Raw genomic sequence first — 24,809 nt, forward strand, 5'->3', positions numbered from 1 at the left:
CTCGTCAAACGCGATCATCTTGGCCATTGCGGCGTAGTCCTCCGGTGCATGGATGACACGATGCGTGGCCAGGCTCGGTGCCCGCGACGGACGCCCGGTTCTTCCCGGACTCACCGTCCCGACCTCTTAGCACTCACCGGTAGCGAGTGCTAATGCAGGTTTAGCACTCGGAGGGGGCGAGTGCAAGCTAGCGCGTGACCGTCGGCACCTTGGTCGGCAGGCCGCGCGAGACGCTCGGGGTCGGCGGGATCGGGTTCTCGGTGTTCTCCGCGCCGCCGTTGACGATCAGCACCACCACGAGCACCAGCACGGCGACGGCCACGACGGCGAGCACCGGGATCACCCAGCGGGCCAGGCCGGAGCCGCTGCTCTTGCCGAAGGCGGTCGTCCCGGCGGGCATCGGCGGGCGCAGCCGCATCGGCTCCCCGTTGGCCGGGGGCAGCGGCTGCTGCTGGTAGCCCTGCTGCGGCAGCGGCCGGTGCTGCTGGGGCTGCTGCTGCGGCGGCTGGGGCTGGTCCTCGACCTCCTCGTGCAGCGCGACCTGCTCAGGGCGCTTGGACAGCACCGTCGCCACGGCCGCACCGATGCCGCCGAGCAGCAGCAGGACCACCGGCCACCTGCGCCGCTTCTTCGGCTGCTCCTTCGCGAACTTGGCCGCGAGGTCCTTGTAGGCCGCCGTGGTGGTCTTGTGCAGCTCCTTGCGGGCCGCCTTGAACTCCTTGCGCGCGGCCTTGCTCCGCTTGCCGAGCTGCTTGCGGGCCTTGCGGCCGCGCTTTCCGAGGTCCTCGGCCGTGTCAGCGACGCTGGCCTGGATCTTCTCGGGGGTCAGTCCGCGCTTCGCCAACTTCTTCTCCGCCTTCGCCAACGCACGTTTCGACACCTTGATGCCCTGCTCAGCGGCCTTCTCCGTGCGCACACGCGCCGCCTTCAGGCCGGTACCCATCGCCCTGCCGACCTTCTCGCCGGCCTGGGACATGGTCTTCACCTCGTCCATGGCACTCCTCCAAGACACGCCTGTGGACAGCCATACCCAATCCTGCCCCTTCCCACGCGAACTCGCCGTGGATGGCACGATGGCGTGGTGGCTGAGAGCAACGAATCCCTCGTGGGCAAGACCGTGAAGGTCACCCTGAACACCTCGCACGGCGAGATCCGGCTGAACCTCTTCTCGAACCATGCGCCGAAGACGGTCAGCAACTTCGTCGGCCTGGCGCAGGGCACGAAGGAGTACAGGGAGAACAACGCCAAGGGCGAGACGACCGGACCGTTCTATGACGGCTCGATCTTCCACCGCATCATCGACGGCTTCATGCTGCAGGCGGGCGACCCGACTGGCACCGGCCGCGGCGGCCCCGGCTACCGCTTCGCCGACGAGTTCCACCCGGAGCTCTCCTTCAGCAAGCCCTACCTGCTGGCGATGGCGAACGCGGGGCCGAACACCAACGGCTCGCAGTTCTTCATCACCGTCGGGCCCACCACCTGGCTGAACTTCAAGCACACCATCTTCGGCGAGGTGGCCGACGCCGACTCGCGCGCCGTCGTCGACGCGATCGCCAAGGTGCCGACCGACCAGGGCGACAAGCCGCTGACCGACGTGACGCTGGACAGCGTCACCGTCGAGATCACCGAGGACTGAGCGGACCGGCATGACGGTTCCACCGTCCCCACCGACGGGGCCGGACGGGGGCCAGCCCGCGTTGCCGGGCTGCGTGCGGCACCCCGACCGGCCCACCGGGCTGCGCTGCACGCGGTGCGAGCGGCCCGCCTGCCCGGAGTGCCTGCGCGAGGCCTCGGTCGGCTACCAGTGCGTCGACTGCGTCCGGGAGGGCAACCGCGACGTGCGGCGCCCGGTCACGGTCGCGGGCGCCGAACTGGTCAGCAAGCCGATCGTGGCTCCGGTGCTGATCGCGCTGAACGTGGTGGTCTTCGTGATCACCGCGGTGCAGTCGGGCAGCATCATGACCAACTACGACGGCTCCGACCTGTTCCTCGACTGGTTCATGCGACCCGTCCTGGTCGCCACCGACGAGTGGTGGCGGCTGGTCACCAACGGTTTCCTGCACGACGGCGTCGCCCACCTCGGCGTGAACATGCTCGCGCTGTGGTTCCTCGGCAGGGACCTGGAGCTGCTGCTCGGCCGGGGGCGCTTCATCGCCAGCTACGTGCTGTCGCTGCTCGGCGGCTCGGTCGCGATCATGCTCTTCGACTCGCCGATGACCGCGGCGGTCGGCGCTTCCGGCGCGATCTACGGCCTGCTCGGCGGGCTCCTGGTGGCCGTGCTCAAGCTGAAGCTCAACATCGGGCCGGTGCTCGGCGTGATCGCGCTGAACGTGGCGATCACCTTCAGCGTCCCGAACATCTCCTTCCTCGCCCACGCCGGTGGGTTCGTGGTCGGAGCCGCGCTGATGGCGGCGATGCTCTACGCGCCAGCCAAGCAGCGCCGCTTGTGGCAGCTCGGCGCGTTCGCGGCGACCACCGTCGTCCTGGCCGGGCTCACGCTCTACCGCTACAACGAGTTGCAGGCGCTGCTACTGGGCGGCTAGCCCGAGCAGTTCCTTCGTGACGTCGACCGGATCGGCGCCGAGGTCCAGCCTGGTGAACACCAGCAGGGTCTCGGCGCCGTCCCGCGTCTGGACGTCGATCTCCAGGACCGTGCTGGTCCTGCCGAACCTGCGCGAGCTGTGCAGGCGCGGGGTCAGCTCGGCCCAGCTCCACGAGCGCGTCCCGGTCAGCCCGCGAACGGTGATGCCGTCGGCGTCGGCGGCGAGCCTCGGCCGGGCGACCGTTCCGAATAGCGCGGCGAAGCCGAACAGCACCGCGGCCACCGTCGCGAAGACCTGCGTCGGGGTGTCGCGAGCGAGGAAGATCCAGGTCAGAGCGCCTGCGGAGAGCACCCAGCCGGCACCGACCACCACGGCGGGAGCGGACCAGTTCCGGGGCCCGGTGGCGCCTGCGTCGTTCATCCGACCGTCTCCCAGAGTTCGTGTTGCGGTCTCGGTAACCACATCATCTAGTGCCTCGGGGCCGACCGAGACCGGCTATCCAGTGGACGCCCCGGCGAGTTATCCACAGCAGTTGTCCCCAGTGGGGATGAACTTACAGCCGTGTCCTTCCGGAGCCCGGACCCCGGGACGGCGAACGGCCCGGACACCGTGGTGTCCGGGCCGTTTCGACAGCGCGATCGGCCTGCCGGCCGGGGTGGTCAGCGCCAGCGCATCGTCATGAGCAGGCCGGTGATCATCAGAGCGAACCCGACGGCGAAGTTCCACGAGCCGAGGTCCTGCATCACCGGGATCTGCTGACCAGCGAGGTAGTTCACCACCAGCCAGGCAAGACCGAGCAGCATCATGCCCAGCATCACCACGACGTACACGGGGTGTGACGGGCCGGCACCCCGCACCTTCACCGGCGTGCGCCGGTCTGGCGGTGCGGTGTACACGTCCTTCTTGCGGACCTTGGACTTAGGCATTCTCGTCCTCGCGTGCTCCTCGACCGGCCGGTTACCGGGCGTTTCCGGGGTCCGCACAATCCGGCCCCGGCCCTGTGAACACGTTAACGTAACCGCCTGGGTTAGCGAACTACCTCTGTGGTCACCGCAGCCGAAGGAACGGGAGGGCCGGGTGCGCAGGCTCGACGGCTGGCGGTTCGCCGTGCCAGCGGTGTGCCTGGTCACCGGCCTGTTGTTCGCGGTGAGCCGCAACGCCTCGGACGGCTACGACCTCAGGGGCGGCAGGACGACGGAACTGTCCGGGGTGGTGCGCGAAGCGGAGTCCGACGTCAGCGGGGCGCAGCAGCGTCTCGCCGCGCTCCGTGCGGAACTCGACCGGCTCAGCCTCGCGCAGGAGGGCTCGGACCAGCGGGTCTCCGAGGCGCGCAGGCTCGCTGACCGGCTCGGCGCCCGCGTCGGGCTGAGCCCGCTGACCGGTCCCGGAGTCGCGGTGCGGCTGACCGACGCCCCGCGCGGGCCGGACGGCCGCTACCCCAAGGACGTGGACCCGGACTCGCTCGTCGTGCACCAGGTCGACGTGCAGAGCGTGCTCAACGCGCTGTGGGCGGGGGGAGCGGAAGCGGTCTCGGTCGCTGACCAGCGGTTGGTGAGCACCTCGGCTGTGAGGTGCATCGGGAACACACTGCTCTTGCACGGACGCACGTACTCTCCGCCTTACGTTGTACGAGCGATCGGGGACACGGAACGCATGAGCGCGGCACTGGACGCGGAACCGGGGGTGCGCCTGTTCCGTCAGTACGCCCAGGTCTACGGCCTCGGCTACCGCGTCTCGGCGAGCGAGGCGATCGGCGTGCCCGGCTACACCGGGCCGTTGCGGCTGGACAAGGCGCAGGAGGTGCCGCGGTGAGTACGAACCCGCCCCCGTCCCCGGGGCAGCGGCCGGTTCCGCGCTACCAGCGCGACCAGGCCCATCCCCAGACCCCGCCTTCCGGCGCGCCCGTTCCGCAAAGCCCGCCGCCGCCCGCCCGACCGCAGGGCCCGCCTCCCGGCGCTCGGCCCCAGGGACCGCCGCCGAGGCAGAACCCGCAGCCGACCCCGCGCCCGGCTCAGCCAGTGCGCGCGCCGCAGCCGGATGAGCCGCCGACGCAGCCGATCCCGCGCGTGCGGGCCACACTGCCGCCGCCTCCTCCGCAACCGCCGAGGCGGCCCGCCCGGCTGATCGAGGACGACCAGCCGACGCGGCACATCCCGCGCGTGGTGGACGAGGAGACCACGGAGGTCGAACAGCCTCCTGAGGACGTCATCGCCGCCGCGGCCGTGGTCGCCGCAGCCGAGGAACCCGACGAACCCCCGGCCAAGCCGCCGGAGGAGCAGCCGAAGGAGACCGGGCGCGTCGTCGTGCGCTCCATCGGAGAGCTGTTGATCACCGCGGGCCTCGTGGTGCTGCTGTTCGTCTTCTACGAGGTCTACGTGACCGACTGGCTCTCCGCTGGCAAGCAGTCCGACGCCACGGTCGCGCTGGACGACCGGTGGAAGGGCCAGGAGGACCCGCAGCGCAAGACGCAGTTCCAGGTCGGCGACGGCGAGGGCTTCGCCAAGATCCGGATTCCGAAGTTCGGCGCCGACTACGTCTACACCGTGCTCGAGGGCACCACCGACAAGATCCTCGAGGTGGGTCCCGGCCACTACAAGGGCACGGCCTTCCCCGGGCAGCCTGGCAACTTCGCGGTCGCGGGGCACCGCGTCGGCAAGGGCGCGCCGTTCAACGACATCGACCTGCTCGACCCGTGCGACGCCATCGTGGTGGAGACCTCCGACAGCTGGTTCGTCTACCGGATGATGCCGAAGTCCAACCAGGTCAAGGACTGGGACAAGAGCAAGGCCGCCGACCAGAAGTGCCAGCGGGTCGGGACCCTGCGCACCACCGCGGCCGACGGCGGCGCCTACGGCAAGACCGTCGGCCAGGAGATCGTGCTGCCCAGCCAGAGCGGTGTCATCGCGCCCGTGCCGAACCGACCGGACGCGCAGCTGCCCTCGGGCCAGCAGGCCTCGCTGATCACGCTCACCACCTGCCACCCCCGGTTCTCCGCGCGGCAGCGGCTGATCGTGCACGGCGTGCTCACCCACCAGTACAAGAAGGACCCCGCCAAGCCCGGCGAACTGCCGCCCGAGATGCAGGAGAGCTAGCGATGTACGGCTGGATCTGGCGCCACCTGCCCGGACCGCTCCCGGTGCGGATCTTCGAGGCGCTGCTGCTGGTCTCCGCGGTGGTCGCGCTGCTGCTGTTCGTGGTGTTCCCGTGGATCGAACCGCGGCTCCCGTTCAACCAAGTCACCACTGGATGAGGGTGGGTTTCCCCGTGCGCGTTCTCGTCGTCGACAACTACGACAGCTTCGTCTACAACCTGGTGCAGTACCTCGCCCAGCTCGGCGCCGAGTGCGTCGTCCAGCGCAACGACGCGGTCGAGGTGGAGCGGATCACCGACTTCGACGGCGTCCTGGTCAGCCCCGGTCCCGGCACCCCGGAGCGCGCCGGGTCGAGCATGGACGTGATCCGGCGCTGCGCCGACGCGCGACTGCCGATGCTCGGCGTCTGCCTCGGCCACCAGGCGCTCGGCGCGGCGTGGGGCGCGACGGTGGAGCGCGCGCCGGAGCTGCTGCACGGCAAGACCAGCCGGGTGCTGCACGACGGCGTCGGCGTCCTCGAAGGGCTGCCGAATCCGTTCACCGCGACCCGGTACCACTCGCTGACCGTCCGCGAGGACACCATCCCCGACGAGTTCGAGGTCACCGGTCGCACCGAGACCGGCATCGTGATGTCCATGCGCCACCGCGAACTCCCGCTGCACGGCGTGCAGTTCCACCCGGAGTCGGTGCTCACCGAGGGCGGTCACCGCATGCTGGCGAACTGGATGGCCGGTGCCGGTCACCCCGTCGAGGAGGCCAGGGTCCGCGAGCTGGAGTCGGGCATGCGCGCGCTCGCCGCCTCGGCCGCTCCCGCCTGAAGCTGATGTTTCACGTGAACCCAGTGGTTCACGTGCCCCGGATCGCCGCCCACGCCGCCCGCAGCGGATGCGTGTCGTAGATGATCCGCAGCTGCACGATCCGGCCGACGTCGTCGAGTTCGATCGTGTCCACGCAGTCGAAGCTCGTCCTGGTGCCGTCGCTCATCGTCCAGCCGTAGCGGAACTCCACGGCGACCCGGCGCGGGTCCCGCACGGAGACGTACAGGTCCTGTTGCTCGATCTCCGAGCGCTGCGTGTCGGCGACCAGCTTCGGGTAGAACCGCGACGCGGGCAGCGTGCCGTACAGCGGGGAGACCACGGTGCCGTCCGAGGTGAACAGGGCGATCACCCCGTCGACGTCCGCGGCGGCGAGCAGTTCCAGGTAGCGCTCCACGGTCGCCCTGGCACGCAGCACGGCATGGTCGTCCATGGTCTGCAGAGACTACGAGCAACCCGGCGAAAGAAGAGGGCCCGATCCACGATGTGGACCGGGCCCTCCGCCGTCTGCGGCGCGCCTCAGCGCGTGCTGGACGTTCCGATAGCGCCCACCTGGACGTCGATCGTGGCGTTCTTGCTGACCGACTGCCCGCTGGACGGGGTCTGGTCCTGGATCTTGCCCAGGTCCCACGGGTTGTCCGGGGAGACCGGGGTCTGCTTGAGGGTCCCGGTCCAGCCGTAGTTCTGGCGCAGCAGGTTCTCCGCCTGGTTGGGCGTCTTGCCCTCCAGGTTCGGCATCTTGAACTGATCGCCCTTGGACACGGTCAGCGTGATCTTCATGTTCTGGGCGATCTTGCCCGTGCGCGGGGTCTGGTCGATGACCTTGTCCTTGTCCTCCGCCGAGCTCTCGTACTTCACCTCGATGTTGGTGAACTTGAGTTCCGCGAGCGTGGACTTGGCGGAGTTGATGTCCTGGCCGCGCACGTCCTGGATCGTGGACTTGTCCTGGAGCTTGCCGAGGGTGATCTTCACCGAGTCGCCGCGCGCCGCGAACGTGCCCGGTTCCGGCGTCTGCTTGACCACCTTGTCCACCTGCGAGCTCTCGTCGGTGGGCTGCGAGTCGGTGGTCGCGTTCAGCACGAGACCGGCCTCCTTCAGCAGCTTTTCCGCGTCGTCCCGCGATTTGCCGGTCAGTGACGGCACCGTGATCCGGTCCGGCCCGCTGCCGATCCGCATCCGGACCTCCGAGCCCTTCTTGACCTTCGTGCCGGGCTCGGGGGAGCTGCCGAGGACCTTGCCGATCTCGTTGCCGCCCGAGGGAACCATGTCGGAGACCGGCTTCAGACCCAGTTCCTTGAGCTTGCTCTCGGCCGGACCCTGCGACATGGCCTTGAGGTCGACGGGGATGGTGACGTCGTCGGTGCTGCTCGGCGCGAAGAACAGGCTGGAGATCCACACGGTCAGCGCGAGCACCGCGACGAACAGGCCGGTGAGCAGCGCGATCCGGGTGGCCCGCTTGCGCTTGGCGTCGCGGTCGTCGTCATCGTCGTCGGAGAGCGAGTTGGGCCGGTGCCGTCCGGCGCTGAGCACCTCGGTCGCCGAGGAACCCCGGGACGACATCATGGCGGTGCGCTCGTCCTCGCTCATCACCATCGGCGCCATCGGCCGCTGGCCGGAGAGCACGCGCACCAGGTCGCCGCGCATCTCGCCGGAGGACTGGTAGCGGTTGGCCGGGTTCTTGCTCATCGCCTTCAGCACGATGGCGTCGAGGACCTGGGGGATCTGCGGGTTGAGCGAGGACGGGGGCTTCGGCTCCTCGCGCACGTGCTGGTAGGCCACCGCGACGGGGGAGTCACCGGTGAACGGCGGTTCCCCCGTCATCAGCTCGAAGAGCACGCAACCGGCCGCGTAGACGTCGCTGCGGGCGTCGACGGACTCGCCGCGGGCCTGCTCGGGCGAGAGGTACTGCGCCGTTCCTATCACCGCGGCGGTCTGCGTGACGGCTGCCTGGCCGTCCGCGACGGCGCGCGCGATGCCGAAGTCCATCACCTTGACGGCGCCACCACGGGTGATCATCACGTTGGCGGGCTTCACGTCGCGGTGCACGATGCCGTGCCGGTGGCTGAAGTCCAGCGCCGCGCAGACGTCGGCCATGACCTCCATGGCCCTGCGGGCGTGCAGCGGCCCCTCTGTCTTCACGATGTCGCGCAGCGTCTTGCCGTCGACGAACTCCATGACGATGTACGGAAGCGGTCCGTGCTCCGTCTGTGTCTCGCCGGTGTCGTAGACGGCCACGATCGCCGGGTGGTTCAGGGACGCGGCGTTCTGGGCCTCGCGTCGGAAGCGGATCTGGAACTGGGGGTCGCGGGCGAGGTCGGCGCGCAGCACCTTGATCGCCACGTCGCGGCCGAGGCGGACGTCCTTGCCCTTGTGGACCTCCGACATGCCGCCGTAGCCGAGCGTCTCACCCAGCTCGTAGCGGTTGGAGAGCAGTCGCGGAGTGCTCATCGGTGCGTCGTCCCACTCCTCGTCAAGAAACTTCTCATCATGCTTACTGTCTGTCCTCGACCCGACACGCGTTAGCCGCCCGGCTCAGATTCACAACTGAGTGTGATCCGCTCCCCGGGCCGCACCTCACCGGAGGGCACCATCTGTGTGACGGTGCACCGGCTCGGATCGGTTGGCTGGTGACCGAACTCGTTCCGGGTGACAGAGTCAAAGCCCAACCGGGTCAGCTTGGCAACTGCCTCACTTGCCGGCCGGTCCACGAACTCGCTGGCGTCGAGCCTCACCAGAGTGCCCGGTCGCGATCCGTTGTCGCGCGTGGGGTGGGTGGTGCTCGACCGCTGACCGCCCTGGGTGGCGCTGTCCAGCGTCATCCGGGGGTGGACGGGCTCGCGCAGCAGCCACACGCTCAGACCGATCAGCGCGAGCAGGAGCAGGATGATCACCACCCAGAGCCCGATCCTGCGGGGTTTCCCGCCAGGCGGCAAGGGCATTCCGTGTGGCGCGTAGCCACCGTGCGCGGGGCCGAGCGAGATCATCGCCTGCCCACCGATCGGGGTACCGCCGTGCTGCGGCGGGAGCTGGTGGAGACCGTGCTGCGGTGACGGCGGCATCACCGGCGCCGACATCACCGGAACTCCGGTCACCGGGGTGGGCGCCGCGCTGGACATGCCGTGCGTCGACGGCCTCGGCAGCGGCAGCCCGGCCCTGATCGCGGCGACCGCGCTGGCGAACTCACCGCCGCTGCGGTAGCGCTGCCACGGGTCCTTGACCAGCGTCGCCTCGACGAGCACGCGGGCGTGGTGCGGCACGTCCGGCGGCAGCGGCGGCGGCACGTCCCTGATGTGCATCATCGCCACGGTCACCGCGTTGTCGGAGAGGAACGGCCGGTGCCCGGCGAGGCACTCGTAGCCGACGACCGCCAGCGAGTACACATCGCTCGCCGGCTCGGCCTCACCGCCGAGCGCCTGCTCGGGGGCGATGTAGTGGGCCGTCCCCATCACCATGCCGGAGCGCGTCACCGGCGCGGCGTCGGCGGCCTTGGCGATGCCGAAGTCGGTGAGCTTCACCTTCCCGGCCGGGGTGACCATGATGTTGCCGGGCTTCACGTCGCGGTGCACGAACCCGCGCTCGTGCGCGGCCTGCAACGCCTCACCGGCCTGCTCCAGCACGTCCAGCGTGCGGTCGGCGGCCAGCCTGCCCTCCTTGGCGAGGATGGTGGCCAGCGGCTCACCCTCGACCAGCTCCATCACCAGGTAGGCGGTGTCCTCGGGCCCGTCCGGCACCGCGGCGGTCTCGCCGTAGTCGTGCACCGAGGCGATGCCCGGGTGGTTCAGCGAGGCCGTCATCCGCGCCTCGCTGCGGAAGCGGTGCAGGAACTCGGCGTCCCCGCAGAGCTCCGCCTTGAGCACCTTCACGGCGACCCTGCGGTCCAGCCGCGTGTCGGCCGCCTCCCAGACCTCACCCATCCCGCCCACGGCGATGCGCCTGCCGAGCCGGTAGCGGTCGGCGAGCAACTGGCCGGAGGTGAGCACGACTCAGCCACCTTCCAGCCCTGCGCGGATCACCGCGCGGCCGATCGGTGCCGCGACGGAACCACCGGTGGCCTCGAGGCCGCGGTCGCCACCGTCCTCGACCATCACGACGACCGCGATCTTCGGCTTGTCGGCGGGGGCGAAGGCCACGTACCAGGCGTGCGGCTTGGTCAGCTTCGGGTTGGCCCCGTGCTCCGCCGTCCCGGTCTTGGAGGCGATGGTGACGCCGGAGATCTTGCCGGGGCCGGTGGTGCGCTCCTCGGACTTGATCATCATCTGCTTGAGCGTCTCGGCTGAGCTGGCGGACATCGCGCGCTCGGCCTGCTTCGGGTCGATCTCGGAGAGCACGCTCACGTCGTGGGTGACGATCCGCTTCTTCAGCTGCGGTTCCATCCGCATGCCGCCGTTGGCGACCGTCGCGGCGATCATGACGTCCTGCAACGGGGTCAGCTTCACGTCGCGCTGGCCGATGCCGGTCTGGAAGAGCGCCGCGTCGTCCGGGATGTCGCCGAGCGAGGAGCCGACAACGCCCATCGGGATCTTGAGGTCCTGCTGGCCGATGCCGAACTTCTCCGCCTGGCGGCGCAGCTTGGTCTCCCCGAGCTGCCCGGCCAGCTCCGCGAACGCGGTGTTGCACGAGCGGGCCAGCGACTCCTCCAGCGAGGCCGTCTGGCCGCTGCCGCAGCGGTTGCCGTCGAAGTTCTCCAGCTTCGTCTTCGTGCCAGGCAGCTGGATGTTGGGCGCCGCGGTGAGCTGGTGGTCCTTGGTCAGCCCGTTCTCCAGCGCCGCGGCGGCGACCACGAGCTTGAACGTCGAGCCCGGCGGGTAGTTCTCCGAGATCGCCCGGTTCAGCATCGGCTTGTCTTTGTCGTCGTTGAGCTCGACCCACGCCTTCTGCCGGGCGGAGGAGTCGTGCGTGGCGATCCGGTTCGGGTCGTAGGACGGCGTGCTGACCATGCCGAGGATCTCGCCGGTGTCCGGGCGCAGCGCCACGACCGAACCGGTGAAGCCCTTGTCCGTCATGGCCTTGTACGCGGCCTCCTGGACCTTGGGGTTGATCGTGGTCTCGACGTTGGCGCCCTTGGGGTCCCGCCCGGTGATCAGGTCGGAGAGCCTGCGCACGAACAGCGCGCTGTCGGAGCCGTTGAGGATCGCGTTCTCGGCCTTCTCCAGCTGGGTGGGCGCATAGCTCACCGAGTAGAAGCCGGTGACCGGCGCGTAGGCCGGGCCGTTCGGGTACTTCCTGAGGAAGCGCAGCTTGTTGTTGGTCTCCTCGGAGGTGGCGATCACCCCGCCACCGGCGACGATGATCTTGCCGCGCTCCCTGGAGTACTCCTCGTAGAGCACCCGCTGGTTGCGCGGGTCGTTGCGGTAGTCGTCGCCCTTGATCACCTGCACGTAGGTGGCGTTGGCCAGCAGCAGGACGATCATGCCCATCATCGCGAGCGCGACCCGGCGCAGGGGAGTGTTCATGTCGGACGCTCCACGAGCACGGTGCTGGCCTCTGCGATCGGTGCCTGCTGGGGCTTGGGGCCCTTGGGGGCGAGGGGAGCCGGTCGGCGCGCGGCGTCGGAGATCCGCAGCAGCAGCGCGATGGCGGCGTAGTTGGCGATCAGCGACGAACCGCCGTGGGAGAGGAACGGCGCGGTCAGACCGGTCAGCGGGATCAGCTTGGTGACACCGCCGACGACGATGAACACCTGCCAGCACACCGCGAAGGCCAGGCCGCCCGCGAGCAGCTTGCCGAAGGTGTCGCGGACCGCGAGCGCGCTGCGCAGACCGCGCATCACCAGCAGCAGGTAGAGGATCAGCAGCGCGGCCAGGCCGATGAAGCCGAACTCCTCGCCGATCGCGGCGATGATGAAGTCGCTCTGCGAGAAGGTCACCAGCTCCGGCCGCCCGGCGCCGATGCCCGTTCCGCCGAGCCCCCCGGTGCCGAGGCTGAACAGCGACTGGCTGATCTGGTTGCCCTTGCCGAAGTAGTCGGCGAACGGGTCGAGCCAGGTCTGCACGCGGGTCTGCACGTGACCGAAGAGCTGGTAGGCGACCAGGCAGCCGCCGATGAAGAACGACAGGCCGATGACCAGCCAGGCCACCCGCTCCGTCGCGATGTAGAGCATCACCAGCACGATGCCGAAGAACAGCAGCGAGGTGCCGAGGTCCTTCTCCAGCACCAGGACGCCGACCGAGAGCGCCCACGCCACCAGCAGCGGCGCGAGGTCGCGGGCGCGCGGCAGCTCCATGCCGGCGAACTTGCGCCCGGCGGCCATGAACAGGTCGCGCTTGGACACCAGGAACGCCGCGAAGAAGATCAGCAGCAGGATCTTGGCGAACTCACCCGGCTGGATCGACATGCCGGGCAGCCGCAGCCAGATCTTGGCGCCGTTGACCTCGGAGAGGCTGGACGGCAGCAGACCGGGCAGCGCGAGCGCGACCAGGCCGACGAGACCGGCGGTGTAGCCGTACTTCGCCAGCATCCGGTGGTCCTTGACCAGCCACATCACCACGGCGAAGAGCACGAGGCCCGCCGCCGTCCACACCACCTGCTTGGGCGCGGACTCCGACGGGACGAACCGCTGGAGGTCCTTGGCCCGCTGGATCACCGCGGGGTCGAGGCGGTTGATCATGACGAGACCGAGCCCGTTGATCAGCGCGACGCACGGCAGGATCAGCGGGTCCGCGTACGGCGCCCACTTGCGCACCGCGAGGTGCGCCAGCCCGAACAGGGCCATGAACGCCGCGCCGTAGTACAGGATCTGCCTGGTGAGCTCCTGCTCCTGGTTGGCGTCGGAGATCGCCAGAGCGAGGGTCACCAGACCGGCGGCGAAACCGAGCATGGCCAGCTCGGTGCCGCGCCGCGTCTGGACCTGGGGTGCCTGCGGCGTGCTGACCGGCCCCAGGCTGGGGTTGGTTCCGGTTGCCGGACGCCCCATCAGCCCACCGTCCGGCAGTCCACACCCGGCGTCGGCTTCGGGATCGGTGACGGCTGCTGGCCGTTCGGGTCCTGCGGGTTGCCCGGGTCGGCCTGGGTCGTCGTGGTCGGCGGCACCGACGTCCCGCCGTTGTTGGGCGGCGGCACCTGGCCGGTCCCACCGGCCGGGCAGACGGGCAGCAGCCAGTCCAGCCGCAGCCTGCGGACCGCCATCCTGGCGCCCTCGATGCCCTCGACGTTCTCGTTGGTGATGCCGTTGCGGACCAGGTCCTTGCCGAGGTTCTTGAGGTCCTTCAACGAGACCTCCTCGCACGGCTGGGCCGCGTCGGGCGCGCAGGAGCCCTCGACCTCGCGCTGCAGCTTGAAGCCGAGCACATCGCCGCGCAGGCCCTGGAAGATCGCGACCTTCTCCTGCTCGTTGACCCCGACGTAGTACTGCTGGAGCACCCACCACCGGAGCACGAAGCCACCGCCTGCGAGCAGCGCGAGCACCACGAGCGTGATCAGGAACCCGCGCAGCTTGCTCCTGCGCCTCGGCGGCGGGGGAGTGTCCATCGCCCGCCGCTGCGGCGCGTTGTTGCGCTGCGGGTTGATCGCGCTGGCCCTGGCCGCCGGGGTGTCCGGCGGCGGCGGGTCCTCGCTGCCGTCACCGGCCGCACCGCCGACGATCGGGTCGTTCTCGCCGTAGTCGACGTCGACCACGTCCGCGACGATGCACGTGACGTTGTCGGGTCCGCCGCTGCGCAGCGCCAGCTCGATCAGCCGGTCGGCGCACGCCTGCGGATCGGGGATGCGCATCGCGTCGTCGAGGGTCTCCTGGCTCACCGGCCCGGAGAGGCCGTCGGAGCACAGCAGGAACCGGTCGCCGGCCCGCGCCTCCCGGATCGCGAAGCTCGGCTCCACCTCGTGCCCGGTCAGGGCGCGCAGCAACAACGAGCGCTGCGGGTGGGTGGTCGCCTCCTCCTCGGTGATCCGGCCCTCGTCGATCAACGACTGGACGAAGGTGTCGTCGTGGGTGATCTGCGAGAACACCCCGTCGCGCAGCAGGTACGCGCGCGAGTCGCCGACGTGGACGAGGCCGAGCTTGTTGCCCGCGAACAGGACGGCGGTGAGCGTGGTGCCCATGCCCTCCAGTTCGGGGTCGGTCTGCACGAGCTCCGAGATGGCCGCGTTGCCCGCGATCACCGCATCCCGGAGTTGGCTGATGAGGTCGTCGCCCGGCTCGTCGTCGTCGAGGGGGGCCATCGCGGCGATGACGACCTTGCTCGCGACCTCACCGGCGGCATGGCCGCCCATGCCGTCTGCGAGCGCGAGCACACGGGGGCCCGCGTACACGGAGTCCTGGTTGTTGGAACGCACCAAGCCCCGGTCGCTCCGGGCCGCATAACGAAGGACGAGGGTCATGAACGCAGCTCGATCACCGTCTTACCGATACGGATCGGTACGCCGAGCGGGACCCGGACGGGTGCCGTGACCTTCGCCCGGTCTAGATATGTTCCGTTGGTGGAGCCCAGGTCCTCGACGTACCAGTCGGTGCCCCGCAGGGACAACCGGGCGTGCCGCGTCGACGCGTAGTCGTCGTCGAGCACCACGGTCGAGTCGTCCGCGCGGCCGATCAAGATCGGCCGCCCGTCGAGGGAGATCCTGGTTCCCGCCAGCGCCCCGTGCGTGACGACGAGCTGACGAGGTTGTTTGCCTCGGGCCTGCTGCTTCCCGGAGGAGCGGCGGAACCCTGGCATGGAGACCCGGATGCCGGATGCGGCGTACAGGTCGGAGCGGACGACACGCAGCGCAGCCAACACGAACAACCAGAGCAGGGCAAGGAACCCTGCTCTGGTCAGCTGCATCACCAGATCTGGCACCTGTTGTGTTCGCTCCTGCCTCGTGCGACCGCGTCGTCGTGGAGTGGGGTCTAGCCCTGGGCGCGGAACACCAGGGAGGAGTGGCCGATGCGGATCACGTCACCGTCGGCCAGCTGCCACGCCTGCGCCGGGTTGGAGTTCACCGTGGAGCCGTTGGTGGAACCCAGGTCCGCCAGCATGGCGTTCTGACCGTCCCAGGTGATCTCCAAATGGCGGCGCGACACGCCGGTGTCCGGAAGGCGGAAATCCGCGTCCTGGCCGCGACCGATCACGTTGGAGCCCTGCTTCAGCGTGTAGTTGCGGTTCGACCCGTCGTCCAGCTGCAGCGTCGCGGTCAGCTGGCGCGGAGCGCCACCCACGGCGGGCGGGGCGTACCCCTGCTGGCCGTAGCCCTGGTCGTAGCCGCCCTGCTGCTGGCCGTAACCCTGGTCGTAACCACCCTGCTGCGGCTGCTGGCCGTAACCCTGGTCGTAGCCCTGCTGCTGGCCATAGCCCTGGTCGTAGCCCTGCTGGCCGTAGCCGCCCTGCTGGGGCTGCTGCTGGCCGTAGCCCTGGTCGTAGCCCTGCTGCGGCTGCTGGCCGTAGCCCTGGTCATAACCGCCCTGCTGGGGCTGCTGGCCGTAGCCCTGGTCGTAGCCGCCCTGCTGGGGCTGCTGGTCGTAGCCGGGCTGCTGCGGCTGCTGGCCGTAGCCCTGCTGCTGCTGGTCGTAGCCGTACTGGCCGCCGTAGTTCGGGTCGTAGCCGCCCTGCTGGGGCTGCTGCTGACCGTAGTTGGGGTCCTGTCCGTACTGGCCCTGCTGCTGCTGGCCGTAGCCCTGGTCGTAGCCGTACTGACCCTGCTGCGGTGGGGGCTGCTGGGCGTACCGGTCGCCCTCGGGGTACTGGCCGGGTGGCTGGCTCATGGGTCGGTCTCCTGCGGTACGAGGTGGTGCCGGCCGTCGGGTCGGCGCTGCGTCTGGGTCGACTGACGAGCTGGTACGGAACTGTCCGGTGTGCAGCGTCTCAGAACGCTCCATGGAGACTACGACGTCACCGTATGTATCCCACCCGTGCTCGGCCAGATGCTCGTTGATGCAGTCCGCGAGCAGTTGGCTCACTCGCTGTTCATCCGAAGCGAGTCGGTCGAAGTCGGCTGGGCCCAGTCTGACGACGTAGTGGTTGGGAGCGAGCAGACGCCCTCCGGCGAGCTCCTTGATGTTGTCGTCGGCCTCTCGCTCTAGGGCCTGCGCCACCTCCTGCGGTACGACTTTGCCTCCGAACACGCGCGCGAACGTATTGCCGATCACACCTTCCAAGCGGCGCTCGAAGCGCTGCAGGCCCACGGCAACCCTCCACGTGATGTGTTCCTCGAAGCATCGGTCCTAGGACGTCTGACCATGGTCCTCCGTTCCTCGGCCGAGCGCTTCTTCCCTTCGATCGTATCCGGGTCCTCCAGGGGGCACAGGGGGCGTTTTGCAACCCACCCGGGGGTGCGTGCTAGGCTTCCGCCGCACCACAGAGCACGACAAATGAACAGCAGTTCCGGGCAAGTGGCGGAATGGCAGACGCGCACGGTTCAGGTCCGTGTGTCCGAAAGGACGTGGGGGTTCAACTCCCCCCTTGCCCACCCACGAACGAAGGCGAGCGCTCGCACAGAGCGCTCGCCTTTTTCGTGTGTCCACGACGTTGGGGGAGCGACTCCCCCAAGCCCCTACGGTGCGTGCTCCTGGCGAACCAGCGTTGTCCCTGCGGGTGGGCACCAGCTTCGGTTTCACGTTTCTGGTTCTGCGGGCGAGGTGCTCCGAGGTCCTTGGTCGGGACACGTGGGTAATCGTGATTCTTCAATCTGGTACGCGGGTGAGACAGGTCACTACCCTGGAGAGGTTGGGTCACTGCGCGCACCTGGGGGAACCATGCGTGGTTGGGGATCTCGTCTCGTCGTACTGGTCGCCGCGCTGGCGGTGAGCGTCGCGGGTCTGCCCGGTACCGCTCCGCCGGCACGGGCCGCGGCCGGTGAAGTGGTGTCGATCCGCTCGCACAACTTCCCGAACGCGCACTTCCGGCACGCGGACTGGCTGGGGCGCATCGCTGACGTCTTCCCGAACAGCGCGGACCTGGTCAAGGAGGACGCGACCTGGGAGCTGCGGCCGGGGCTCGCCAGCAGCAACTGCCTCTCGCTGGAGGCGCGCAACTACAAGAACCACTACCTGCGGCACCGCAACGGCGAGGTGGTGCTGGAGCGCTACTCCGAGGACTTCGGCTTCCGCCAGGACGCGACCTTCTGCAAGGTGCCGGGGCTGGCCGACGCCAACGGCTTCTCGTTGCGGGCGTTGCAGTTCCCCAACGCCTACCTGCGGCACGCCTTCGGCCTGCTGAAGCTCAACGACTACGACGGCGGCGAGCTCTTCCGCCAGGACGCGACCTTCCACACGGCGGCGCCGTGGATCACCGGCCGGTTCTACAACCCGATCCTCAACGCGGGCGCCGACCCGAGCATGGTGATCCACAACGGTCAGTACAACCTGGTGCAGGGCGACTTCTACAACGACGACGACATCGTCATCCGCCAGGCGAGCACGGTGGAGGGCCTGCGCACCGCGACGCCGCACGTGGTCTGGCGCAACCCCGCCTGCCCTGCCGTGGCGTGCAAGGAGATCTGGGCGCCGGAGCTGCAGCGGATCGGTGACCGCTGGTGGATCTTCTTCACCGGGCAGGACGGCTCCGGCGGGCACACCCACCGGATGTACGCGCTGCGGTCGACCACCTCGGAGATCACCAGCCGCTACGACTTCCTCGGCGAGCAGAAGCTGCCTGGCGACACCTGGGCCATCGACGGCGTCTACCTGACCCACCAGGGCAAGGACTACTACCTGTGGTCGGGCTGGGAGAGCCAGAGCGCGAACCGGGTGCAGCACCTCTACATCGCGCGGATGCAGGACCCGATGACGCCGATCGGCGACCGCGTCCGGATCTCCTCGCCGACGCAGCCGTGGGAGACCCTGCCCAACGGGCTCGGCATCCTGATCAACGAGGGGCCGCAGCCGATCGTCGCGCCGAACGGCAGGCTCTCGGTGGTCTACTCGGCCAACGGCAGCTTCACCAACGACTACTGCCTCGGCAGGCTCACCCTCGACGGGGACCCGATGAACCCCGCGGCGTGGACGAAGTCCGGCGGCAGCGTCTTCTCCGGCGTGCACACGGCGACCTCGCCGGGCCACCACGGCTTCGTGACGATCGGCGGCAGCCCGTGGATCGTCTACCACGCCAACATGGACCCGGGGACGGGCTGGCCGGGCCGCAGCGTCCGCATCCAGCCGATGTCCTTCGACGCGGCTGGGCTGCCGGTGCTGGGCGTCCCCACCTACATCCACCAGGGGATTCCGCTCCCGAGGTAGCCGGGAGTGATCCACGCCACGACGACCGGTTCGTCGTGGCCGGTGAACGGTTGACCGACGCGCGCCGGTGGGGAAACTCCTCCACCGGCGCCGTCGCGCTGTGGACCAATCACCGCCGGAATGGGCTGCGGAAGCCCTGACCTGCTTTTCGTCTGTGGGCGGACGAAGTGCCCCGCTGCTCACACGAACGGCCGCACAGCCGGACTGAAGTCGAAATGCCGTTCACCGACCGGTCACCGCTCGCGCCGGGCCGCCGGTCGCAGCACCCCCGGTTTCGTAGATACGTCGCACCCGCGGTCCTGGTACTCCAGTTACTGCAAACAAATGCAGCCGCTGATTCCGGCGCAGGGTGTGAATGCGGGAATCACGCGGTGAAAGCCGAGGGGAGGCGAAGCGCGTGAGCCGCACTACTGGGCAGACGGCGGTCGACGGAGGTTTCCACGTCCTGCCCACCCGGGCCGTCCCCCCGGTCGAATTACCAGCTCCCGCTGAGCACCTCGCGGCGCAGGCCGCTGAGCTGCTGGGCTGGCGCGGCATCATGCTGCCCCCGATGACCCTGCTGGGTCGCAAGGTGATCGTGGTCGCCGAGCTGCTGACCGCCGAGCACGCCGAGCGCGTGTGCCTCGGCGCGCCGCCGGTCACCGACCGCACCACCGTCTCCACCTGGGTCTGGCCCGAGATGGCCGGCCGCGTTCCCCCCACCGCCGTGCGCATCGTTGGCGTGCTGGCGGTCTCCAGGCACTGGCGCAGCGCGCTGACATCGGTCGTGCCCTTCGCCAGGTTCACCAACGCGGCCGTCGTGGTCCCCTCCACGGTCGCGGGCGCTGACGACTTCCTCCTCAACTGCCTCATGCGGGCCCGGCAGTACGGCGTCGCCGTCGCCACCGCCGAGGAGCGCGACGGGGTCGAGCTCGCCATGCCGGCCCGCGCCGAGCAGCCCGCAATGGACCTGCAGGAATCCATGATCCGCTGGATGCACGAAATGGTGTACGAGCAGCTGCTCGCCACCGTGCCCGCCTGAATTGTTTCCCTCCGCGACGCCGACGATCCCTCAGATTTCCCCGAGAACCCGATCGAGGTAGGCGTTGCGGAATCGGCCCGTCGGGTCGAGCTTCGCCCGCACCCGGCGGAACTCGTCGAACTTCGGATACCGACCGGTAAGTATTTCAACGTCGCACCCGTGCATTTTGCCCCAGTGCGGACGGCCGCCGACGGCCGCGACCACGGACTCGAACACCTCGAACCAATGCCGGTGCGGCATGCCCACGAACTGGTGGACGGCGATGTAGGCGCTGTCCCTGCCGTGCGCGGTGGACAGCCAGACGTCGTCGGCCGCGGCCACGCGGACCTCGACGGGGAACATCACCGGGTGCTCCAGGCCCGGTAGCGCCGCTCGCAGTTCGCGCAGCACGTCGCAGACGGACTCGCGCGGGATCGCGTACTCGGACTCCACGAAGCGCACCTGGCGCTCGGTGACGAAGACGCGGTGTGAGCGGTCGCTGTAGGAGCGCGGGGACAGCAGCTCCGAGGACAGCCGGTTCAGCGGCCGCACGAGGCCCGGCACCGCCCGGCCCAGTCGGCACACCGTGCCGAAGGCCAGGTTCTCCATCACCTGGTACTCCCAGAACTTCCGCGCCGGGCTCAGCGGCTCGCACTCCGCGCCGGCCGGGAGCCGGTTGTTCCGCTTGACGAGCGCCTTGCTGCCGTAGGGGAACCAGTAGAACTCGAAGTGGTCGTTGCCCTCGGCGAGCTCGTCGAAGCGCTCAAGGACCTCTTCGAGCGGAGCCGGGTACTCGTTGGCCTCCAGCGCGTAGGCCGGTTCGCAGCGCAGGGTCACCGAGCTGAGCACGCCCAGCGCGCCGAGCCCGACCCGCGCCGCCGCGAACTCCTCCGGGTTCTCCTCCGCCGAGCAGCGCAGCACCGAACCGTCCGCCAGCACGAGCTCCAGCGCGGCGACCTGGGTGGCCAGCCCGCCGAAGCGCGCGCCGGTGCCGTGGGTGCCGGTGGAGATCGCGCCCGCGACGGTCTGCCGGTCGATGTCGCCGAGGTTGGTCATGGCCAGCCCGAGCCGGTCCAGGTCCGCGTTGAGCTGCTTCAGCGTCGTCCCCGCGTGCACCTGCACCAGACCGGTCGCGGTGTCGGCGGAAACCACTCCGGAGCACGCGGCGAGGTCGATCGCGACGCCGTCGGTGGCCGCGATGGCGGTGAAGGAGTGCCCGCTGCCGACCGGCCGCACGGGCAGGCCCTCGCGCTCGGCGGTGCGGATGGCCTCGACGATCTCCTCGGTGTCACGGGGGCGGAAGGTGTGCCGGGGGCGAGCCGTGGCGGTGCCCGCCCAGTTCGTCCAGGTGGCAGGGGCAGAGCGTGTGCGCATCACTACCCTCCGTCGCGGAGATCACGGGTGCCGCCGAAATTACGTGAAACGCTTTCGTCTATCAAGGCTCTGGCCTTACCGTGCATAACGTGGCTATCAACGGACTGCGCGCGCGTTATGACTCGGCGACCGTCGAGCTCGATCCGCCGTTCGCACTGGTCGACCTCGAAGCGTTCCGCTCGAACGCCCAGGAGCTGCTCAGGCGGGCCAACGACCGCCCGATCCGGGTGGCGAGCAAATCGGTCCGCTGCCGTGACCTGCTGAGCCAGGTGCTGGCCATGCCGGGCTTCTCCGGGGTGATGGCCTACTCGCTGTCCGAGGCGCTGTGGCTGTTCGAGACGGAGCTGACCGACGACGTCCTCGTCGGCTACCCGACCGCCGACCGGGGGGCGCTGCGCGCGCTCGTCAAGGACGACGCCGCGCGGGCCGCGATCACGATCATGGTCGACGACGCGGCGCAGCTGGACCTCGTCACCGACGCGCTCGACGCCGGGCACCCGGACATCCGGGTCTGCATCGAGCTGGACGCGTCCTGGCGCCCGCTGGCCGGCATCGGTCAGGACTGGCTGCACGTCGGCGTTCGGCGCTCGCCGGCGCACACCCCGCTGGAGGCCGCGAGGTTGGCGCGGGAGGTGTTGCGGCGCCCGGGGTTCACGCTCGTCGGCGTGATGGCCTACGAGGCCCAGATCGCCGGGCTCGGTGACGCCCCGCGCGGGAAGCCGGTGCGGGCGGCCGCTGTCCGGATGATGCAACGCCGCTCCTTCGCCGAGCTGGCTGAGCGGCGGGCCGCCGCCGTCGCCGCGATCCGGGCGCTCGCCCCGCTGGAGTTCGTCAACGGGGGTGGCACCGGGAGCCTGGAGCGGACCTCCACCGAGGAGGCGGTGACCGAGCTGGCCGCGGGGTCCGGCCTGCTCGCTCCGACGTTGTTCGACACCTACCAGGCGTTCCGGCTGCGCCCGGCCGCGCTGTTCGCGCTGCCGGTGGTGCGCAGGCCCGCCAGCGGTGTGGCCACCGTCTTCGGCGGCGGGTACCTCGCCTCCGGGCCGGTCGGCAGCGACCGGCTGCCGACCCCGTACTTGCCGCAGGGCCTGCGACTCACCGGCACAGAGGCGGCCGGTGAGGTGCAGACCCCGTTGTTGGGCGCTGTCGCGGACGAGCTGACCGTTGGCGACCGGGTGTGGTTCCGGCACGCCAAGGCCGGTGAGCTCGCCGAGCGGTTCGCCCAGTTCCATCTACTCGACTCCGGCGGGCTCACCACGGTGCCTACGTACCGCGGTGAGCGACGCTGCTTCGGCTGAGGTGGCGGTTCAGCCGATGCGCTTGGAGAGGTAGTCCCTGATCAGTTCCTTGGCCTCCGAGATCAGGACGGCGTCGCCGTCCGGGTCCCGGCGGAAGGCCAGCTTCAGCACGCTGTCCGCGGCCTCTATGGCCACGGCCATCGGGGTGACGACCTGGCTGTCGGGGAAACCGAAGCGCTCGGTGATGAGCGTGGACAACCGTTCGGCGATCACGGTGTTGCTGTCCCGCTGCTCGTCCATCAGGTGCGGGTCGATCACGTCGCCGAAGTGGACCTTGCGGAACGCGGGCAGGTCGCGGTGCATCGACACGTAGATGTCGAAGACCGAGTCGACGACCTGCCACCAGTCGGTGAGCTGCTGCTCCGCGAAGCGCTGACCGACCTCGTTCATGAAGCGGTCGAGGTTGCGCAGGGTGAGGGCCTGCACGACAGCGCGCTTGTCGGGGAAGAACTGGTACAGCGAGCCGACCGCGACGCCTGCTCGTTCGGCGATCAGGGTCGTGGTGACCCCGTCGTATCCGACCTCGGCGATCAGGTCGGCACAGGCGTCCAGCATTCGTTCCACCCTGCGCGCACTGCGCTGCTGCACTGGACGGCGACGCAGCGGTGTGACGTCGGCGGGCACGGCTACTCCTAACTTGGGGGCTCAGGCGGCCGGAGCGGGGACAGGGTCGCTGTCCTCGTTCTCCGGACACGCCGCCGTATGGACGTGTGTGGTGGCCGGTCCAGTCGTCCCACTAGTTTCCCGGCGTCTTCCCTCGGAGCCCGGTGTTCTTCCGCCGATCAGGTGGAGGAGCCGGTCCGAGCGGTACGGGCGGTCCGTGCGGTTGGAAGAACCTCTGCTCTCACAAGGGGTCTGACGCACGAGGAAACCACAGGGACACCCCCTGTGATCACCAACACCGTTACCTCGACGTCATCTTTCCTAAGCGTGTCAAGGCCTTCGCCGGTTACCCAGAGTCCATCTCCTGGTCGACGGCGCCGGTAGGGAAACAGGGTTTCCTTAAGGTCTGCTGCCTCGGCTTTTACGATCAAGATCGCAACGAATTTCAGATACGGGCTGCTATACCCGCTGTTACTTTCGGGTACCCGGCGCGCTACCTGACCGACCGGTCGGCTACGGCACGGCCCTCCGGAGGCGGTGTCACTCGTGAATCGGTTACACGGCGTGGCGCAACTAAACGGTCGTATAGGAAGCCCATACGCGACTATCCCCCGTAAAAACGGCAAGGTTCACTCGAATGGGGGACAAGGCGGCGAGCTGTAGGACCGAATGGGTGGCGGTGCTCGGGAAGGCGCCGAGCGTCGGCGCTCCCCGAAACGTGCAACGCACCGTCTCCGTTCGAGTGCCCTCGGTGACGCTTTGCGGGGGTGGCAAGGCCGTTGTTCGGCGCGAATTGACGACCACCCGGCTCCGAAGAACCGGCCCCATCGAGCCGCCGCGAATTCTACTGGTCATCTGACCAACAATGACGGCAGAGAAAAACCCGGCGCTCGCGGGAGGTGAGCGCCGGGTTTCTTCCCTTACTGCGGGGGACGGGAGTTGGAATTCCGCGAGCCGGTGCCGGTCGGGGGGAGGGGGGAGTGCTTATCGGCACCGGCCCGCGGAGGTCTGTTGAGTTGTCCGGCCGTGCGGCCGTGTTCTGACGTGTGGCCCGGCGGTCCAGGTCCGAGTCGGTCGGGGGTTCGCCCGGACCCGGACCACCAGCCACGGGGCGGTCTCCTGGCGCCTGCGCTCGGGGGGCGCGGCTCGACAGGACCGCCGTGTGTCCTCTCCTAGGACACCTTCGCCACGGGCTGAGCCGTGCGGAGGTGCCTGGCAGGACGTGGCGCGAGGCCGCCGGCGACGAGGTGCTCGTAAGCCGCGCGCCACACCGAACACGGTGCCTTCTGCTGGCGCCAACGGGTCGAGCACTCGGGGCAGTTGCCCCGCTCGTCGGGCTCGTGGGCGGCGAGCATGGCGCGCCACCCCTCGGTGAGCCTGGGCAGTTCGGAGCGGGCTACGGACAACAGGGACGGGGCGTCCGCGCGGTCGGCCAGCTCGGTGAGCATGTCGAGCCGCTCCCAAACCGCGTTGCGCAGCACCTGACCCAGAATCTCGTCCACAGCTCCACCGTCACCTTTCCGCCTGCTCGGCGGCCTCGCGCAGAGCTGACCTGAGCTGGGATACCTCGCCCTGGCACAGCACCGCGGTCTCGCCGGGGGGTCCGACGAGGAGAACTCGGTTCTGCTCGACGACCACGGTGAGGCTCCGGTGCCGGTTCGCCACGTCGCGGCAGCCGATCAGCCACTCGCGACGAGAACCGTTCCTGGCGGCCGAGGCGGGCGTGACGGGCTTGCTGCCGCCGGTGGCGGTTCCCGTCTGCTCGGCCAGTTCCACGGTCCCGGTGTCCCTCCGTGTTCGTTCACTTACAGGAACTAAGGTTGGGGGGAGTCGAACCGGAACGGGGACTTTCAGCGCCGATCGGCGTCAGTTCCACGGTGAGCGGCATCTCAACTTCGGTCGGACCGATCAGGAGACCGGTCAGACCGCTCAGCGCG

General features: G+C 69.4%; 24 protein-coding genes and 1 tRNA gene. 10 read left to right on the plus strand and 15 right to left on the minus strand.

The annotated features are described in order from the left end of the window. Window positions 1-187: 187 nt before the first annotated feature. Entirely contained in the window at window positions 188-994 is an 807-nt protein-coding gene (locus CCN37_RS20165; RefSeq protein ID WP_086823298.1) for a hypothetical protein, read from the minus strand. A gap of 87 nt (window positions 995-1,081) precedes the next feature. Between CCN37_RS20165 and CCN37_RS20170 the strand changes: the two genes are divergently transcribed. After that, the gene (locus tag CCN37_RS20170; protein ID WP_086823411.1) at window positions 1,082-1,636 is read left to right on the plus strand and encodes a peptidylprolyl isomerase; all 555 of its coding nucleotides are present in this window, start codon (window positions 1,082-1,084) and stop codon (window positions 1,634-1,636) included. A 10-nt stretch (window positions 1,637-1,646) separates the two neighbouring features. Then, window positions 1,647-2,543: a rhomboid family intramembrane serine protease gene (locus CCN37_RS20175; protein WP_086823301.1), complete on the plus strand. Its 897-nt coding sequence runs from the start codon at window positions 1,647-1,649 to the stop codon at window positions 2,541-2,543. Here the strand turns inward: CCN37_RS20175 and CCN37_RS20180 are convergent. Both CCN37_RS20180 and crgA read right to left on the minus strand, forming a co-directional pair. Then, window positions 2,529-2,963, minus strand: a complete 435-nt coding sequence (locus CCN37_RS20180) for a PH domain-containing protein (RefSeq protein ID WP_086823304.1) — start codon at window positions 2,961-2,963, stop codon at window positions 2,529-2,531. The genes CCN37_RS20175 and CCN37_RS20180 overlap by 15 nt on opposite strands. A gap of 239 nt (window positions 2,964-3,202) precedes the next feature. Further along, the gene (crgA, locus tag CCN37_RS20185; RefSeq protein WP_086823307.1) at window positions 3,203-3,469 is read right to left on the minus strand and encodes a cell division protein CrgA; all 267 of its coding nucleotides are present in this window, start codon (window positions 3,467-3,469) and stop codon (window positions 3,203-3,205) included. Between the two features lie 151 nt (window positions 3,470-3,620). On the opposite strand from crgA, the gene CCN37_RS20190 reads away from it, so the two are divergent. From CCN37_RS20190 to CCN37_RS20205, 4 genes are read left to right on the plus strand one after another with little or no spacing between them, the layout of a single operon-like run. Beyond that, on the plus strand, window positions 3,621-4,355 hold the full coding sequence (locus CCN37_RS20190) for a DUF881 domain-containing protein (RefSeq protein WP_086823310.1): 735 nt from the start codon (window positions 3,621-3,623) through the stop codon (window positions 4,353-4,355). Further along, entirely contained in the window at window positions 4,352-5,635 is a 1,284-nt protein-coding gene (locus tag CCN37_RS20195; protein ID WP_086823313.1) for a class E sortase, read from the plus strand. Before CCN37_RS20190 ends, CCN37_RS20195 begins: the two co-directional genes overlap by 4 nt. Window positions 5,636-5,637: 2 nt before the next feature. Then, window positions 5,638-5,793, plus strand: coding sequence for a hypothetical protein (locus tag CCN37_RS40005; protein ID WP_086823316.1), 156 nt, complete (start codon window positions 5,638-5,640; stop codon window positions 5,791-5,793). Window positions 5,794-5,807: 14 nt separating this feature from the next. Then, window positions 5,808-6,452, plus strand: coding sequence for an aminodeoxychorismate/anthranilate synthase component II (locus CCN37_RS20205; protein ID WP_086823414.1), 645 nt, complete (start codon window positions 5,808-5,810; stop codon window positions 6,450-6,452). Window positions 6,453-6,480: 28 nt separating this feature from the next. On the opposite strand, the gene CCN37_RS20210 is transcribed toward CCN37_RS20205, so the two are convergent. From CCN37_RS20210 to CCN37_RS20245, 8 genes are all read right to left on the minus strand, one after another. Further along, window positions 6,481-6,882 carry a nuclear transport factor 2 family protein gene (locus CCN37_RS20210; RefSeq protein WP_086823319.1) on the minus strand — a complete coding sequence of 134 codons (402 nt, stop codon included), beginning with the start codon at window positions 6,880-6,882 and terminating at the stop codon, window positions 6,481-6,483. Between the two features lie 86 nt (window positions 6,883-6,968). Beyond that, window positions 6,969-8,897: a Stk1 family PASTA domain-containing Ser/Thr kinase gene (pknB, locus tag CCN37_RS20215; protein ID WP_086823322.1), complete on the minus strand. Its 1,929-nt coding sequence runs from the start codon at window positions 8,895-8,897 to the stop codon at window positions 6,969-6,971. A gap of 71 nt (window positions 8,898-8,968) precedes the next feature. Continuing rightward, a complete protein-coding gene (locus tag CCN37_RS20220; RefSeq protein WP_086823326.1) occupies window positions 8,969-10,429 on the minus strand; it encodes a serine/threonine-protein kinase in 1,461 nt (486 codons plus the stop codon). Between the two features lie 3 nt (window positions 10,430-10,432). Beyond that, window positions 10,433-11,902 carry a penicillin-binding protein 2 gene (locus tag CCN37_RS20225; RefSeq protein ID WP_086823329.1) on the minus strand — a complete coding sequence of 490 codons (1,470 nt, stop codon included), beginning with the start codon at window positions 11,900-11,902 and terminating at the stop codon, window positions 10,433-10,435. Further along, window positions 11,899-13,362: an FtsW/RodA/SpoVE family cell cycle protein gene (locus CCN37_RS20230; protein WP_086823332.1), complete on the minus strand. Its 1,464-nt coding sequence runs from the start codon at window positions 13,360-13,362 to the stop codon at window positions 11,899-11,901. Before CCN37_RS20230 ends, CCN37_RS20225 begins: the two co-directional genes overlap by 4 nt. Further along, the gene (locus CCN37_RS20235; protein WP_086823335.1) at window positions 13,362-14,765 is read right to left on the minus strand and encodes a PP2C family serine/threonine-protein phosphatase; all 1,404 of its coding nucleotides are present in this window, start codon (window positions 14,763-14,765) and stop codon (window positions 13,362-13,364) included. Before CCN37_RS20235 ends, CCN37_RS20230 begins: the two co-directional genes overlap by 1 nt. Then, window positions 14,762-15,223 carry an FHA domain-containing protein gene (locus tag CCN37_RS20240; RefSeq protein WP_030427910.1) on the minus strand — a complete coding sequence of 154 codons (462 nt, stop codon included), beginning with the start codon at window positions 15,221-15,223 and terminating at the stop codon, window positions 14,762-14,764. Before CCN37_RS20240 ends, CCN37_RS20235 begins: the two co-directional genes overlap by 4 nt. A gap of 50 nt (window positions 15,224-15,273) precedes the next feature. Then, complete coding sequence (locus CCN37_RS20245; protein WP_086823338.1) at window positions 15,274-16,545, minus strand: DUF3662 and FHA domain-containing protein; 1,272 nt, start codon at window positions 16,543-16,545, stop codon at window positions 15,274-15,276. A gap of 201 nt (window positions 16,546-16,746) precedes the next feature. On the opposite strand from CCN37_RS20245, the gene CCN37_RS20250 reads away from it, so the two are divergent. From CCN37_RS20250 to CCN37_RS20260, 3 genes are all read left to right on the plus strand, one after another. Beyond that, a tRNA-Leu gene (locus CCN37_RS20250) sits at window positions 16,747-16,829 on the plus strand. Window positions 16,830-17,115: 286 nt separating this feature from the next. Continuing rightward, a complete protein-coding gene (locus tag CCN37_RS20255) occupies window positions 17,116-18,597 on the plus strand; it encodes a family 43 glycosylhydrolase (protein ID WP_086823341.1) in 1,482 nt (493 codons plus the stop codon). A gap of 397 nt (window positions 18,598-18,994) precedes the next feature. Beyond that, complete coding sequence (locus CCN37_RS20260; RefSeq protein ID WP_086823344.1) at window positions 18,995-19,618, plus strand: hypothetical protein; 624 nt, start codon at window positions 18,995-18,997, stop codon at window positions 19,616-19,618. A gap of 30 nt (window positions 19,619-19,648) precedes the next feature. Here the strand turns inward: CCN37_RS20260 and CCN37_RS20265 are convergent, their stop codons facing one another. Further along, window positions 19,649-20,971: a D-arabinono-1,4-lactone oxidase gene (locus CCN37_RS20265; protein ID WP_086823347.1), complete on the minus strand. Its 1,323-nt coding sequence runs from the start codon at window positions 20,969-20,971 to the stop codon at window positions 19,649-19,651. Window positions 20,972-21,060: 89 nt separating this feature from the next. Here CCN37_RS20265 and CCN37_RS20270 point away from each other — a divergent pair, with 89 nt between their 5' ends. After that, window positions 21,061-22,269 carry an amino acid deaminase/aldolase gene (locus CCN37_RS20270; protein WP_086823349.1) on the plus strand — a complete coding sequence of 403 codons (1,209 nt, stop codon included), beginning with the start codon at window positions 21,061-21,063 and terminating at the stop codon, window positions 22,267-22,269. A 9-nt stretch (window positions 22,270-22,278) separates the two neighbouring features. Here CCN37_RS20270 and CCN37_RS20275 read toward each other — a convergent pair whose 3' ends face one another. The 3 genes from CCN37_RS20275 to CCN37_RS20285 all read right to left on the minus strand — a co-directional run bounded on the left by CCN37_RS20275 (window position 22,279) and on the right by CCN37_RS20285 (window position 24,648). Beyond that, entirely contained in the window at window positions 22,279-22,893 is a 615-nt protein-coding gene (locus CCN37_RS20275) for a TetR family transcriptional regulator (RefSeq protein ID WP_246843172.1), read from the minus strand. A 1,151-nt stretch (window positions 22,894-24,044) separates the two neighbouring features. Then, entirely contained in the window at window positions 24,045-24,374 is a 330-nt protein-coding gene (locus tag CCN37_RS20280; RefSeq protein WP_030427917.1) for a hypothetical protein, read from the minus strand. Between the two features lie 10 nt (window positions 24,375-24,384). Further along, window positions 24,385-24,648: a hypothetical protein gene (locus CCN37_RS20285; RefSeq protein ID WP_086823355.1), complete on the minus strand. Its 264-nt coding sequence runs from the start codon at window positions 24,646-24,648 to the stop codon at window positions 24,385-24,387. Window positions 24,649-24,809: the final 161 nt, after the last annotated feature.

Origin of the sequence: Allokutzneria sp. NRRL B-24872 (assembly GCF_002155965.1) — a bacterium.
In the GTDB taxonomy this organism is placed as follows: Bacteria; Actinomycetota; Actinomycetes; order Mycobacteriales; family Pseudonocardiaceae; genus Allokutzneria.

Excerpts from the sequence above, each read along its gene's own strand:
- CCN37_RS20175 (WP_086823301.1), top strand. The coding sequence starts at position 1,647 with ATGACGGTTCCACCGTCCCCACCGACGGGGCCGGACGGGGGCCAGCCC.
- CCN37_RS20225 (WP_086823329.1), bottom strand. The coding sequence starts at position 11,902 with ATGAACACTCCCCTGCGCCGGGTCGCGCTCGCGATGATGGGCATGATC.
- CCN37_RS20165 (WP_086823298.1), bottom strand. The coding sequence starts at position 994 with ATGGACGAGGTGAAGACCATGTCCCAGGCCGGCGAGAAGGTCGGCAGG.
- CCN37_RS20210 (WP_086823319.1), bottom strand. The coding sequence starts at position 6,882 with ATGGACGACCATGCCGTGCTGCGTGCCAGGGCGACCGTGGAGCGCTAC.
- pknB (WP_086823322.1), bottom strand. The coding sequence starts at position 8,897 with ATGAGCACTCCGCGACTGCTCTCCAACCGCTACGAGCTGGGTGAGACG.
- CCN37_RS20235 (WP_086823335.1), bottom strand. The coding sequence starts at position 14,765 with ATGACCCTCGTCCTTCGTTATGCGGCCCGGAGCGACCGGGGCTTGGTG.
- CCN37_RS20180 (WP_086823304.1), bottom strand. The coding sequence starts at position 2,963 with ATGAACGACGCAGGCGCCACCGGGCCCCGGAACTGGTCCGCTCCCGCC.
- CCN37_RS40005 (WP_086823316.1), top strand. The coding sequence starts at position 5,638 with ATGTACGGCTGGATCTGGCGCCACCTGCCCGGACCGCTCCCGGTGCGG.
- crgA (WP_086823307.1), bottom strand. The coding sequence starts at position 3,469 with ATGCCTAAGTCCAAGGTCCGCAAGAAGGACGTGTACACCGCACCGCCA.
- CCN37_RS20230 (WP_086823332.1), bottom strand. The coding sequence starts at position 13,362 with ATGGGGCGTCCGGCAACCGGAACCAACCCCAGCCTGGGGCCGGTCAGC.
- CCN37_RS20265 (WP_086823347.1), bottom strand. The coding sequence starts at position 20,971 with ATGCGCACACGCTCTGCCCCTGCCACCTGGACGAACTGGGCGGGCACC.
- CCN37_RS20255 (WP_086823341.1), top strand. The coding sequence starts at position 17,116 with ATGCGTGGTTGGGGATCTCGTCTCGTCGTACTGGTCGCCGCGCTGGCG.